Origin of the sequence: uncultured Oribacterium sp. (assembly GCF_902481605.1) — a bacterium.
Lineage (GTDB): Bacteria > Bacillota > Clostridia > Lachnospirales > Lachnospiraceae > Oribacterium > Oribacterium sinus.
Genome location: NZ_CABSXI010000029.1, coordinates 1 through 12,956 on the forward strand (window position 1 = coordinate 1; position 12,956 = coordinate 12,956).

Consider the following 12,956-nt stretch of genomic DNA (forward strand, 5'->3'; position numbering starts at 1 on the left):
TGCCTTAACAGCTTGCGGAGCGAAGAAGGAAATCAGCCTGCCGGAGGCAAAGGACATAACGGAAATTGAAATCACGGAAAATCCTTCTGGTAATACCGTGAAAATCGCGGAACAGGATGAAATAGCTAAAATCGTGAATGACATCAAAGAAAATACCAAAGATACAGGAGGGAAAAGTTATAATGATCAGCCTACAAACATTAAAAATTTTCTGACTGTTAGCTTTTATTATAACAATCCGAAAGGGAACCCGGATGTCGTTTATCTATATGAAAATAGAAAAAAGACCTATGCTGAACAACCCTATTCAGGGATTTGGAAGATCAAAAAAGAAGTATTTAAAGAGATCAGCGATAAATTAAAGTAATAAATGGAAAATCTTATCCGGATATCATCAGTGTCATTAAAATGAGCGAATGCTACGGCGTCTCTCTTGATTATCTATTGAAGGGAGAAGAAAAAATGTCAGCTTATTATGATTTCCTTGAAGAAAGTACGAATGTTGTAAAAAGTACCGGCAATAGAAATAAAATCATTATCATACTTTCTTATCTGTTGATTTGGTCACTTGCCATGATTGTATTTTGGTTTTTTACAAGTGGAAGTGATGCTATGGGCTACAGCTTGATGTTCCTTTGGATTATTCTACCGGTAACAACATTTGTTGAGTCCGTGCTGATTGGGAAAAATGACTTTTGGGGAAAAGGAAAATGGGGATCTACCCTTTTCTTTGGCCTAATGTATATGCTTGCTGAATATGGTACATTTAAAATGGCAAACAATATTGCTTTCAACAAGCTGAATGCCCCGGATTTCGGAATGATTGTAGCCGGAGTGATAATCTCTGCAATCGGTATCTTGCTGGGTTCGTTGTGGAAGAAAAAACACTAAATTTAAGGAGGTAATTCCTTGCGCTATATCCTTTTCCTTCGAGCTGTCAATGTGGGTGGGAAAAATAAAGTTTCTATGACGGATTTAAAAGCCTTATTGGATAATGCAGGTTTTGAAAATCTTGCTTCCTATATCAACAGCGGCAATCTGTTTTTCAGTAGTGCGGAAAGTCGTGAAGCTTGTATCTTAAAGATAAGAAAAGTCTTAGAAACAAACTACGATTTTTCAATTCCCTTTGCTTTACTTACCAAAGAAGAGTATCTGGAAGAACAAGCGGCATTACCGGATTGGTGGGAAGAGGAGCTTGCAGGAAGAGATGTTTTGCTCTTTTCCTGTGGTATGAATAAATCCGATATTCTTAACTTTATAGAGAAATCCACATTTTACAATGAGAAAGTATATGTCGGGAAACGGGCTGTATTTTGGGGGAAAATGGATGAGGCGGAATATCTAAAAACCACCTACCATAAAAAACTCATGAAGCAGGATTTCTACAAGCAAATTACGATTCGAAACGGAAATACCTTTGATAAGATTGCAGAAATTTTGAGGAGCCGGGAATGAAAACAATAAAGTTAATAGGAAAAAACATAGGAGTCATAGTACTTTCCATCCTGGTGCTCATAATCGGTGCTATTGCGGAAAGTTTAGTGCAAGAATACTTTTCCGGTCAGTATTTACGCCTTGTCATACCGGCTTTTGTAAGGATTGCAGTTACGATTGTTTTTGCGTATTTTGTATCATCAAAACTGCTAAAAATGAGCGTAGAGGAACTGGGACTAAAACTAAAAAAGCTGGATATTAAGTTATTCCTTATCTCTATAGCCCTACCGCTTATCGTTCTGGCTTTTTATGCCTATGTACTGCCCGGTAAAGCTTACATTGCAAAGCCGGGAAGCTTTTGGATATCTTTGATAAGAGGCATATTTAGTTTTGGGATTACTGCAGGAATCTGCGAGGAGCTGGTTTTCAGGGGCATGATTTTTCGGTACATGCAGAGAAATGTAGGCTTAAAAGCTGCAGTGATACTACCTTCTCTTTTATTTGCCTGTGCTCATATCATGAATATGGAAAGCTTTAATCTTACGGATCTGGTACTTTTAATCTTAGCCGGTTCATCTGTTGCAGTTATGTTTACCCTATTTGCATTAAAATCAGATTCAATCTATCCGGGGGCATTTGCCCATGCAGCCTGGAATACCCTTATCATCGGCGGCATTTTCGGAATAGGGGATACGGTAAATGGTATGGGGAACGATTCCTATATTATCATTCCCATACAGTCTGCAAATAAGCTACTTACAGGCGGTAATTTCGGTGTGGAAGCAGCTCTTCCGGCGATTATAGGATATATTGCAGTTGCTTTAATGATAGGATTTTTAGTAAAAAAGGAATCAAAAAAATGCGCACACAGAATCTAAATATGTGCGTATTTTTTTGATTATTTTGAGATTATGAGTATAATAAAAATCAGATACATAGAAGAATATTGTGTGTTTGATATTTTGTAAAGCAGGTATATTGATGGATATTCAAAATCAAGTTAAAAATATAATCATTCAACAAGGCGGAATAGCTAAATCGGCTGATTTTGTTGCTGCCGGTATTTCCGCTGTTCAAGTAGTATCTTTGTGCAATGTGGGCTTTCTTGAACGTGTTCGTCATGGGTATTACAGCCTTGCCGAACATGATACCGCTTCAGAAGAGCAGTTGCTTGCCAAACTTTTTCCAAAGGGAATTGTTTGTGTCGACTCGGCACTCTTTCATTACGGATACAGCGATTTTGCTCCTCGTAAATGGTCGATTGCCGTTCCGCGCTCTATGTCACGAACAAAGCTCGAAGACAACATTCTTCCCTTGCAGGTATATTATGTTCAGCAGGACATTTACGAGCTTGGCAAAATAAACGATACTTTTAATGGAGTAATGCTGGCAGTATATGATCGTGAACGAACGCTCTGTGACTGTTTTAAATATCGCTCAAGGCTTGATACAGAGACTTTTAACAAAGCGCTCAATGCATATGCAAATGATCCGGGAAAAAATCTGCAGAATCTTTCGATATACGCAAAGAGCTTGCATGTGCATAAAAAAGTGACAGAACTAATGGAGGTGTTACTGAATGGCTGATATTGCCACATCCGTGCTCGCACGACTCAAAAATAAAGCTACTGAAAGCGGCAGAAGCTATCAGCTCTGCCTGCAACTCTTCTGTCAGGAGGAGTTTCTGCGCAGACTGGAAAAGTCCAAATATGCAGAAAACCTTGTATTAAAAGGTGGTCTGTTCATCTATGCCCTCACGGACTTTGATAGCCGTGTTACTGTTGATGTTGATTTCTTGCTCAGGAGGATACCAAACACACCGGAACAGCTCAAGGCCATATTGGAAGAAATCATAGTGACAGACACCGGCAACGACTTCATTACCTTTGAAATCAGGGATGTGGCTCCCATTGCGGTGGCAAAGAAATATGCCGGAATCGGCGCTTCCCTTGTGGCGAAGATCAAGAATACGAAAACTCCTTTTAGTATAGACTTCGGTGTCGGTGATGTAATCGTTCCGAAGCAAGAAAAGAGAAAGATACCGACGCAGCTTGCCGATTTTGATGCCCCAACGGTCAACACGTATTCTTTGGAAACCACAGTAGCTGAAAAACTGGACGCTATCCTTTCTCTAATGGAATTCTCCAGCAGAATGAAGGACTATTACGACCTTTATTATCTCGCCAATAAGTTCGATTTCGACGGTGCAACGCTGACGAAAGCACTGCATACGACCTTTGAAAATCGTGAGCATCACTTTACGGTGAAGCAGTTCGAGCAGATTATGACCTTCGGTAGCGACGACTCTATGCAGAAAAAGTGGAAAGCCTTCTGCCGAAAGATTGATACAAAGACCGATGATTTTATTACGGTGCTGAAAACGATAAGAAAGTTCTTGGCAGAGCCGTACAATGCAGCCGTAGAGAATAAAGAATTTGTTGAAATATGGTCTACTTCCAACGGAAAGTGGAATCCAAACTGACTTTTCGGGAACAGGAAAATGGGCGTTTACCCTTTTCTTTAGCGCAATGTATAAGGCGGTTGAATATAGCCGTTTTATTCTTCAAAGCTTCCGGCCATGTACTTGCGTCCCCAGTCGCGCATGGAATAGATAATGTCTGTAAGGGTTTTACCTCTCTCCGTAAGGGAATATTCGGTTTTTGGCGGAATCACAGGGTAGACTTTCCTATGGATTATTCCGTCATGTTCTAATTCCTTAAGCTGCTGTGTCAACATTTTGGCGGTGGCTTGAGGAATATATTTTTGTAGCTCGTTATATCGCAAGGTTCCATCGTGGATGAGATGGCAGAGAATAATCATTTTGTATTTTCCGCCGATCTGAGAGAGTGTTGCCTCTACGGGACAGTGAAATAATTTTTCTGAATTTGAAATTTTTTTTGTCATTTTTTTGCTCCAAATTCTTCCGAAAATTCATAGAAAAAGTCAATAAAATCAAGCCTTTATCATGGTTTCTAAAAAGTAAGTATATTACTGAAAAGCGAGTATCTCACTAAAAAGTGCGTTCTTGCTGAAAATATACTAACTGTTTAGGATAACATAATCAAGTTGGTAAGAAAAAAATTATATCCAACAGAGATGAAATCATAGAACAGAACAAAATATAGTAGGAAGAAAAGGGAGAAAATCATGGATTTTATAACACTGGCAAAGAGTCGTTACTCTGTTCGTAATTATAGCGAGAGGCAGATAGAAAAAGACAAGCTGGATAAGATTTTAGAGGCGGCGCATATCGCACCCAGTGCCAGAAACAAGCAGTCTGCCAGAATTTATGTTGTGCAAAGTACAGAAGGAATTGAAAAGCTTCGTTCCCTTACCAGATGTGCGTACAATGCGCCAACGATTCTGATGATTGGTTATGAGGAGTCCGAGCAATATCGGAATGAAATGGAAGAGGGAATTCTTTCCGGTCAGCAGGATGCCTCTATTGTGGCTGCTCATATGATGCTTGAGGCGGCAGAGCTGGGACTTGGCTCTGTATGGGTGGATGGGTTCCCCAATACTAAGACGGCAGAAGTATTTCATTTGCCAAAGTCTGTAAAGCTGGTATGCCTGATACCTCTAGGCTATGCTGCGGATGATGCAATGCCGGCACCGATGCATGAGAAATATAGACCTATTGAAGAAATGGTGAAGATACTATAGAGAAGAATTCCGGCAGAAGGCTTTTGTATGAAAATGGAGTGATTTTTAGACATCCGGAAAATAATCTGAAAATATCTTAAACAAAACAAGACTTTATAAAGCGACTAATCTAAAATTAGACTTTAGATTAGTCGCTTTACTTTTGCTATGCTGGCGACTATAATAAAGTCATACTTTATATCAGTCGGAGGATAGACATGGCATATATTCTAAGAGCTATTTCGATATTTTAAAAAGCAGGGTAAAAAACAGCAAATGTACATTGATTGTAGGGGCAAGACAGGTGGGAAAATCCACACTGGTAAAGCGGGAATTCCCTGAATTTAACCGAAGTAATTTTGATGATCGCTTAACCAGAGTGCAGGCCAAAGAGGAGCCTAAGCTTTTCTTTTTGAACAATCCCTGTCCCTTATTTATTGATGAAGTACAGAAGGAGTCTTCCATTTTGGAAGAGATTAAATTGAAGGTGGATGATTCTGATGAAAGAGGACAATTTATCCTATCCGGTTCTCAAAAGCTGGAATTGATGAAAGGAGTAAGCGAATCTTTGGCAGGAAGAGTATCGGTCTATGAGTTATCCGGCTTATCCTTACGGGAGCTTCATCAAATCCGTTTCAACCGTCCCTTTGTTCCCAAAGAGGAATATATCAAAGAGCGAGAGCAGGAATTGAAAGGCTATGACAATATTTGGGAAATCATTCATCGAGGTTCTTATCCGGAACTTTATGATATAGAGAGGGACTGGCAGGAATTTTATTCTTCCTATGTTGCCACTTATTTGGAAAGAGATATCCATGAACTGATTGCTGCGGATAGTATTACATTTACAAAATTCCTGACAGCGGTTGCGGCAAGAACGGGAGAGATGCTGAATTATAAAAACATTGCGGGAGATGTTGGCGTAAGTGAACCGACCATAAAAAACTGGATTTCTATTCTGGAAAGAACGGGAATCATCTTTCTTTTACAGGCTTACAGTGCGGGGGCTTTAAACAGGGCAATCAAAACTCCGAAGATCTATTTTCGGGATACGGGTCTTGCTTGTTATTTGACCAGATGGTTAACTGCGGATGCTTTGAAAAATTCAGCAGTTGCCGGAAACATCTTTGAAACCTTTGTGGTGTCGGAGATTTTAAAATCCTATTCCAATGCAGGAAAAGACTACCGCTTTAATATCTTCTACTATAGAGGAAAGGATAAGAATACCTTCGGTGAAAATGAAATCGACTTAATCATTGAAGAGGATGGAATCTTGTATCCAGTGGAAATAAAAATGTCGGGAAACCCTAAGGCTTCCATGGGAGCTACAAATCAAGTACTGGATAAGATCCCGGATAAAAAAAGAGGCATGGGAATCATCCTATGCCTTATTGATAAAAAGACCTATCTCAGAGAGAATTTATTGGCGTTGCCGATTGCTTATGTCTAGTGGAGAGATTATCACGAGTGCCTCTACTGTTTTAGGGGACTTTTTACGAATAAGAAATACATAAAAGTTCCCTAAAGTAGACGCCGGAAGAGTAAAGTCAGTACCCCCTCTACGCCGTAATCGATTGTTCGGCGTTCCACATGGCAGTATATTTACCGCCCAATGCCAAAAGTTTTTCATGGGTTCCGGATTCCACCACTTTTCCACCGGACACCACGAGAATCTGATCCGCGTTTTTTATAATAGACAAGGTGTGCGCAATCATTACAACGGTCTTGTTTTCTTGCAGAAGACTTACAATTGCCTGTTTTACAGCGAATTCATTTTCAATGTCCAAAGAGGCGGTTGCCTCATCAAGAAGCAGAATCGGGCTGTTTTTCAATATAGCCCTAGCAATAGAAAGCCGCTGCCGTTCACCGCCGGAAAGCAGATTTCCATTTTCACCGATAGGAGTATCATAGCCTTTTTCCATTTTGCGGATGAACGGGTCACAGTTCGCTTTTTGGCAGGCGGTTTCAATTTCTTCATCGGTAGCGGAAGGCTTTGCATGGCGTATATTTTCCCGAACTGTATCATTAAACAGGAAGGTGTCCTGATCCACCATGGAGATGCTACCCAGCACATCTTCCGCATTGACATTTCGGATAGATTGTCCTCCGATGGCAATTTCTCCTCTTTCCGGCTCATAATACTTCGCAATCAGATTCAGAATTGTTGATTTGCCCGAGCCGGAGTCTCCCACGATTGCGGTTAGCTTGCAATCCGGGATGGAGAAGCGCATTTCTTTTAGAACCACTTCCCCCTGCACATAAGAAAACGATACATCGTGAAAGGAGATGTCGTGCTCTTTGGGAGAAAAAACAGCTTGGCTTTTCGCTTCTTCCTTTTCCGCCAACACGTTTTGAATGTTTGTCTTAGAGAGCAGGAGATTCCTGTAACTGAACAGATCGACCGAAATCGCAGCGATTAGACGAGCGAAAACCATCGGCATCATGCAAAGAAAGAGGAAAGTGATTGCGGGAATCTTCCCGGACTGCCAAGGGATGAATCCAATCCACATCACAAGCGGAACAGTCAGCCAATTGACAATGTTAAAAGCGAAATTAACAGGTATGCCGTGTGCCTCATATTGATAACTGACGGTGCTGAATTTCCTTAGGACATCTGTTGTATTTCTGTTTTTAACACCGCCCATTCCATAGGAACGGAAGGTCTGGATTCCGTCAATGTACTCGACGATTTGTCCTACGGCTTCCGCCGTAACGGAATTTTTTTCCTTGCCGTACTTTTCCACAATTCGAAACGACAGCAACATTTCCGGAACGAGGAGTAGAAGAGAAAACAGCAGGAGAATTGCGGCCGGAAAATAGAGAACACAGATCAAAGCAAGTACGATTACGGACAGCACCCCATTTTTCACAAGGGAGGCAAATTTGTGCGTCAGAATCTGCTCATAACTGTTTACATCTGCCGTCATGATATGGATATATTGTCCTTCCTGTTTCTCCGTAAAAGAGGATAGCGGAACTCTCCTTAGCTTATCGCCGAGCCCGAGACGGATATTTTTAGAAACTTCGGCACCTCCGATTTGGCTCTGTGTATAGCCGGTGCTGTAAATAGCAAGCCGTATCAGGAAGATTACGCCGACAAGGCAGGATATACGGGTGATGCTCCTTATATCGGCAGACCCGTCGTACAGCATTTTCAGCACCGCGTAAAGGACAATGTAGTTACTTCCTGACAGCAGTCCTTCCAGAACAGTCAATAGCAGACCGAGGTAAAACCGGGGATTCTTATGGAAAAGATCTTTGTTTCTCATCTTACGTCTCCTCCCTTTCCATAGCGGATATTTCTTGCCGCTTCATAGCTTTCCCAACTTTTCCGATAGTATCTGTTTCGTAAAAGCAGTTCATCATGGGTTCCTATATCGGAAATCGTGTGATTTTCTACCAACAAAACCCTGTCACACATGCCGACTACACTAAGCCGATGGGCAATGATGATGACGGTTTTTCCTTTGCAGAGGTTCTTAATCGCCTTGTCAATCTCCATCTGGTTTTCAGGGTCTGCGGCACTTGTCGCTTCATCCAGGATGAGAATCGGCGCATTTTTCAAAATGGCCCTTGCGATGGCGATTCGTTGTTTTTCTCCACCCGAAAAGCGGGAACCATAACTTCCGACCTTTGTATCATATCCATCCGGAAGGGACATAATGAAATCATCAATCTGTGCTTTTCTTGCAGCTTCCCGCACCTCCGTAAGAGATGCGTGCCTCCCCATACGGATATTGTCAAAGACAGAGTCACGGGTCAGAAAAGTCTTCTGAAAGACAAGAGAGATATGCTGAAGGAGCGTTTCATAGCGAATGCTTTTAACATTTTTCCCTCCGATTAAAACCTTTCCCTCGTCCACATCATGGAAACGGGCAATCAGTGCGGCAACCGTACTTTTCCCTGCCCCGGATGCGCCTACAACGGCAATCTTCTCACCATCCCGGATGGACAGGTTGGCATTTTCCAGCACGTTTATTTTCCCGTCATAAGAAAAGCGTACGCCTTTTAGCGTGATATCATGGCTTTCGGGGAAATCGTCTCCCCCTTCAAAGGTAGGAAGCGCCAGTATTTCTTTGACTTTGCTCATGCCGCTAAATGCCTGTGCAAAATTCCCGGAAAGCTGTTGAAGTGGAAGCAATTCCGTTAAATACAAGGATCCGATGTAGGAAAAGAGGAGAAATACACTTGCCGGGATAGAACCATGCAGGAAAAGTCTCCCGCCGAGAGGAACAAGGAGTAAAAGTCCGGACTCCAGCAGCAGGATAAACACGGCATATAGGGGAGCAGTCTTTTTCGCAATTTTGTTCCATGCTCTGTTTTCGTCGAGAATGGCTTCTCTGAACTTCTTAAAGGATTTGCTACCCATCCGGTATGCTTTAATGAGACGCATACCGCGGACATATTCGACCATGACGGAATTGAAGTCGGCGAGAGAGGCGTTGGTCTCCGGTAAAAGGGCAGACATTTTTTGAAACACCGCCAGCATTACCGGGATATCCAAAAAGAGAGGAATCAGGGAAATCAGTGCCAGCGGGATGTTCACGGTCATGAGGTACATAAAAATCACGACAGGACCGGTGAGATAGCTGACAAGCTCCGGAATGTTATGGGCAAGACATAACTCTAGCTTCTCAATGTTCTCATTCAAGACCGTTTTGATTTCGCCTGTGCTCCGTTCGCTAACGTATCCGAGCGGCACTTTCGCGAGCTTTTCTATAATCATGCAGCGCACGCGAAACAGCGCATTGTACGCCCCTTTGTGTGAGAGCACGCCGGACAGCCCCAAGAGAACCATGCGGAAAACAGTAGTGACACTTATGAGAATGATACAGTCCGTCAATCCTTTCCTTGTCAGTGTTCCGAGGAGGACGGCGTCCATCAGGTGATAAATGCCGACATACGGTCCGATTACAAACAGTCCACTCAAGAAAGCACAGAAAACTGAGGCAAATAAGTACCATTTGTCGCTGCCTGCCCATGTAAGAAGTAATTTTATCGGCTTTTCCCGGTTCTTATGCAAAGTAATTCCCTCCCTTATTTCCACTCTTCTTTTCCTCCACGGCGGAAAAGAACAACTGCCTTATTTCTTCCTTATTCTCTGCACGGCATTGTAAATCGTAGTGTATTTTCCCATCGGAAAAAACAAGCATACGGCTGCATGTCCTGCAAAAAAATTCATAATCATGCGTCACAATAAATAGGATTTTCCCCTGTTCGGAGAGGTTGCGGACAATTTTCGCGACCCTGTCCATGCTTTCATAATCGAGCCCGCTGGTAGGCTCGTCAAAGACAATCAGCTCTTTTTTACAGACCTGTCCTACCGCGACGGCCAGTCTTTGCTTTTGTCCGCCGGAAAGGGTACTGGGATGCCGTCCGCTAAAGGGGGTCAGTTCCAGCGCAGCCATTGTTTCCGCGACGAAATCGGCATTCGGGTTCTTTATGCCAAAGGAGCATTCGGCCTTTACGCTTTCTGCAAAAAGCTCATAATTCACATCCTGCATGACCATATAGGAGATTTTTTGCCGCGTCTTTTTTGAGAGGATTCTACCATCCCGGAGAAACTCTCCTTTTATTTCTTCATGTAATCCGCAAAGAGCTCGTGAAAATGTTGTTTTTCCTGCGCCGTTTTTCCCGACAAGGGCAATTACCTCACCTTGTGAAAACTTTTCGTTGATATTTTCCAGCACGGCTTTTTTCATGTAGAAAAGAGAAACGTTTTTCAGCTCCAACCATATTTCTTGCTCTTTCCCCGAGGTGACTAAAGGAAGCTCTTTTCGTAAGTCCGTCGTTCGAAGCCCCATGCTTCGGCGTTCTTCGTCTGAAAGGCTTAGAAATTCTCTCGCTGAGTAATCCTTTTTTATTCTCCCCTCATGCAGAACAATAATCCGGTCAGCGATATCCATGAGATAATGCAGCCTGTGCTCGACTATTAAAATGGTCTTTCCCTGAGACTTCAGCATTTTAAGATGAGAACGTAAAGAAGCGACCGATTCCATATCCAGATTGGAGGACGGTTCATCCAAGAGGTACACAGAGGGATTCATGGCATATACGGAGGCAAAAGCAATCTGCTGCTTTTCTCCCCCTGAAAGGGAGAAAATATTTCTTCCGCGCAGATTTTCAATTTTCAGGTCTTTTGCTGCGGTCTCCACTTTTTCTACAATCCGTTCTCTTGGGAATGCCCGGTTTTCCAAACCGAAAGCAATCTCACTGTCTGTGTCTACATTAAAAAACTGCGTCCTGGGATTCTGAAATACCGAGCCGACAAGAGATGCCGTTTCATACAGGGGCATTTCCGATACGTTTCGCCCGTCAAGCAGAACTTCCCCACGAAGCTTCCCGGGATAAAAATGCGGAACAAGTCCATTTACGAGGCGTGTTATCGTGGTCTTTCCGCATCCGCTTTTTCCGGTGAGAAGGACGCATTCTCCGTCATGCACCGTCAAATGGATGTCCTGCAAATCCTCCGTTCTCTGTCCGGCTTCCTGCTCCCCGTGCGAGTCATACGAAAAAGATACATGCTGAAACGTAATCATAGGCTACACCATCCTTTCCCGGATAAAACCCAAAATAAGGATGAGTACTGCAAGAACTATGGCAACGAGGTCCCTCCCCCGGAACTGTATCGCAAGAAGGCAGGTACGGGGCTTTGGATTTTCTATCCCGCGTGTTACTGCGGCACAAGAGAGTTCTTCCGCTGTATTGGAAGCCGTCATCAATAAAGGAACATAAAGGCATTCCACCGTCATGGCCGGGTTTTTAAGCAATCCGAATAAGGATGGCGTTACATCTCTAAGCCGCATAGCGTCTTTGATATACCCCCAGTCTTCACGAACTGTGGGAATATAGCGAAGCATGACCGCGAGCGGAATAAGCACTTTCTTCGGTATATGTGCTTTGTTCATCGCAGTCAGGAACTCGTTCACCTTCGTTGTGGAAAGAATAATGCTCGAAAGGAAAGCACAGGGGTAGACCGTATAAAATAAGCCGAGCCAGGAGGTGAACACGGTGTAAAGTACCCCTTTTTCAAGCGATCGAATCCATAGCGTTAAGATATAGAAAGCGCCATAAAATGCCATGCAGAAAAGCGATCTGCGTACTTTCCCGCTTGCACAGCCGAATACGGTAATCGCAAAAACAAGCGCGCTCTCATACAGGAGAGAAGAGGCAATCGTCGCTGAAATCACGCATAGAATCAGCAGAACGATTTTTGTGCGGGGATCAAATTGCAGGCCGAATCGGTTTCCTGTATATGCACTCCGATTCATGCCGTGATTCCCGCTTTTGCAAAGTGTTTCTTTAACAGTTTGCTGCCAACAAGGCCGCTGAGAAGAGCGACGAAAACCGTGCCTGCCAGCATGGTCAGGAAAACCCGGTGGTTGACTGCGGATGTCATTGTGTCTAGATACTCTTTAGCTGTGCCTTTCTCCAACATCCGACTTACCCAGACCTTGGGATTTAAGAAATAGGCAATATAAGAACCGGTTCCGCCGAGACAGAAAACAATATAGGATAGAATGTTGATTCTTATACTTTTATATCGTGCGGTCCATGCCAGAAGATCCGCTGCTGCGCTTCCGACCAGATATCCGATGGTCATGCCGATATGCATGCCGGTCGCATAGCAGAAAATTGCCATCAAGAGTCCTGCGATAAAGATTGGCCCGGTTTTTGGCACTTTTGCAATCAGTAAAAGATATACCGGTCCGGCAAGAAGCGATGCGCCCACCGGAAAATAAAAGGTCAAAGCCGGGAACATGGCAAAGGGGCCTCCGCTCAAGGAGATACATACAAAAATGATGGCAGAAAAAATGCCGACCGTAATGAGGTCCTTGATTGTAAGGTTCTGTTTCTTGATCTTTCTTTTGCTTGTCATA

Annotated in this window: 14 protein-coding genes; 8 read left to right on the forward strand and 6 right to left on the reverse strand. The window is 43.1% G+C overall.

Features of this window, described 5'->3' with window-relative positions:
* The 6 genes from RDQ32_RS06440 to RDQ32_RS06465 form a co-directional block, all read left to right on the forward strand.
* On the forward strand, positions 1-367 hold a 367-nt coding region (locus RDQ32_RS06440; protein ID WP_308579556.1), incomplete at its 5' end, for a DUF5301 domain-containing protein.
* 95 nt (positions 368-462) lie between these two features.
* Positions 463-891 (forward strand): hypothetical protein, encoded by a 429-nt coding sequence (locus tag RDQ32_RS06445; protein ID WP_308579557.1) that lies wholly within the window; start codon positions 463-465, stop codon positions 889-891.
* A gap of 18 nt (positions 892-909) precedes the next feature.
* The gene (locus tag RDQ32_RS06450) at positions 910-1,455 is read left to right on the forward strand and encodes a DUF1697 domain-containing protein (RefSeq protein WP_308579558.1); all 546 of its coding nucleotides are present in this window, start codon (positions 910-912) and stop codon (positions 1,453-1,455) included.
* On the forward strand, positions 1,452-2,312 hold the full coding sequence (locus RDQ32_RS06455) for a type II CAAX endopeptidase family protein (protein WP_308579559.1): 861 nt from the start codon (positions 1,452-1,454) through the stop codon (positions 2,310-2,312). Before RDQ32_RS06450 ends, RDQ32_RS06455 begins: the two co-directional genes overlap by 4 nt.
* 103 nt (positions 2,313-2,415) lie before the next feature.
* Complete coding sequence (locus tag RDQ32_RS06460) at positions 2,416-3,021, forward strand: type IV toxin-antitoxin system AbiEi family antitoxin domain-containing protein (RefSeq protein ID WP_308579560.1); 606 nt, start codon at positions 2,416-2,418, stop codon at positions 3,019-3,021.
* On the forward strand, positions 3,014-3,916 hold the full coding sequence (locus RDQ32_RS06465; protein WP_308579561.1) for a nucleotidyl transferase AbiEii/AbiGii toxin family protein: 903 nt from the start codon (positions 3,014-3,016) through the stop codon (positions 3,914-3,916). The genes RDQ32_RS06460 and RDQ32_RS06465 overlap by 8 nt, the downstream gene beginning before the upstream one ends.
* Before the next feature lie 74 nt (positions 3,917-3,990).
* On the opposite strand, the gene RDQ32_RS06470 is transcribed toward RDQ32_RS06465, so the two are convergent.
* Positions 3,991-4,338: a helix-turn-helix domain-containing protein gene (locus RDQ32_RS06470; protein WP_308579563.1), complete on the reverse strand. Its 348-nt coding sequence runs from the start codon at positions 4,336-4,338 to the stop codon at positions 3,991-3,993.
* Between the two features lie 243 nt (positions 4,339-4,581).
* Here RDQ32_RS06470 and RDQ32_RS06475 point away from each other — a divergent pair, with 243 nt between their 5' ends.
* Entirely contained in the window at positions 4,582-5,097 is a 516-nt protein-coding gene (locus RDQ32_RS06475; RefSeq protein ID WP_308579564.1) for a nitroreductase family protein, read from the forward strand.
* Between the two features lie 283 nt (positions 5,098-5,380).
* Positions 5,381-6,526, forward strand: coding sequence for a DUF4143 domain-containing protein (locus tag RDQ32_RS06480; RefSeq protein WP_308579565.1), 1,146 nt, complete (start codon positions 5,381-5,383; stop codon positions 6,524-6,526).
* Positions 6,527-6,635: 109 nt separating this feature from the next.
* Here the strand turns inward: RDQ32_RS06480 and RDQ32_RS06485 are convergent, their stop codons facing one another.
* From RDQ32_RS06485 to RDQ32_RS06505, 5 genes are read right to left on the reverse strand one after another with little or no spacing between them, the layout of a single operon-like run.
* Positions 6,636-8,345, reverse strand: a complete 1,710-nt coding sequence (locus tag RDQ32_RS06485; RefSeq protein WP_308579567.1) for an ABC transporter ATP-binding protein — start codon at positions 8,343-8,345, stop codon at positions 6,636-6,638.
* Positions 8,342-10,099 carry an ABC transporter ATP-binding protein gene (locus RDQ32_RS06490; protein WP_308579568.1) on the reverse strand — a complete coding sequence of 586 codons (1,758 nt, stop codon included), beginning with the start codon at positions 10,097-10,099 and terminating at the stop codon, positions 8,342-8,344. The genes RDQ32_RS06485 and RDQ32_RS06490 overlap by 4 nt, the downstream gene beginning before the upstream one ends.
* On the reverse strand, positions 10,092-11,615 hold the full coding sequence (locus RDQ32_RS06495) for an ABC transporter ATP-binding protein (RefSeq protein WP_308579569.1): 1,524 nt from the start codon (positions 11,613-11,615) through the stop codon (positions 10,092-10,094). Before RDQ32_RS06495 ends, RDQ32_RS06490 begins: the two co-directional genes overlap by 8 nt.
* A gap of 3 nt (positions 11,616-11,618) precedes the next feature.
* Positions 11,619-12,347: an energy-coupling factor transporter transmembrane component T gene (locus tag RDQ32_RS06500; RefSeq protein WP_009429189.1), complete on the reverse strand. Its 729-nt coding sequence runs from the start codon at positions 12,345-12,347 to the stop codon at positions 11,619-11,621.
* A complete protein-coding gene (locus RDQ32_RS06505; protein WP_308579570.1) occupies positions 12,344-12,955 on the reverse strand; it encodes an MptD family putative ECF transporter S component in 612 nt (203 codons plus the stop codon). The genes RDQ32_RS06500 and RDQ32_RS06505 overlap by 4 nt, the downstream gene beginning before the upstream one ends.
* Position 12,956: the final 1 nt, after the last annotated feature.

Excerpts from the sequence above, each read along its gene's own strand:
- RDQ32_RS06475 (WP_308579564.1), top strand. The coding sequence starts at position 4,582 with ATGGATTTTATAACACTGGCAAAGAGTCGTTACTCTGTTCGTAATTAT.
- RDQ32_RS06505 (WP_308579570.1), bottom strand. The coding sequence starts at position 12,955 with ATGACAAGCAAAAGAAAGATCAAGAAACAGAACCTTACAATCAAGGAC.
- RDQ32_RS06470 (WP_308579563.1), bottom strand. The coding sequence starts at position 4,338 with ATGACAAAAAAAATTTCAAATTCAGAAAAATTATTTCACTGTCCCGTA.
- RDQ32_RS06500 (WP_009429189.1), bottom strand. The coding sequence starts at position 12,347 with ATGAATCGGAGTGCATATACAGGAAACCGATTCGGCCTGCAATTTGAT.
- RDQ32_RS06465 (WP_308579561.1), top strand. The coding sequence starts at position 3,014 with ATGGCTGATATTGCCACATCCGTGCTCGCACGACTCAAAAATAAAGCT.
- RDQ32_RS06460 (WP_308579560.1), top strand. The coding sequence starts at position 2,416 with ATGGATATTCAAAATCAAGTTAAAAATATAATCATTCAACAAGGCGGA.
- RDQ32_RS06485 (WP_308579567.1), bottom strand. The coding sequence starts at position 8,345 with ATGAGAAACAAAGATCTTTTCCATAAGAATCCCCGGTTTTACCTCGGT.
- RDQ32_RS06495 (WP_308579569.1), bottom strand. The coding sequence starts at position 11,615 with ATGATTACGTTTCAGCATGTATCTTTTTCGTATGACTCGCACGGGGAG.
- RDQ32_RS06455 (WP_308579559.1), top strand. The coding sequence starts at position 1,452 with ATGAAAACAATAAAGTTAATAGGAAAAAACATAGGAGTCATAGTACTT.
- RDQ32_RS06445 (WP_308579557.1), top strand. The coding sequence starts at position 463 with ATGTCAGCTTATTATGATTTCCTTGAAGAAAGTACGAATGTTGTAAAA.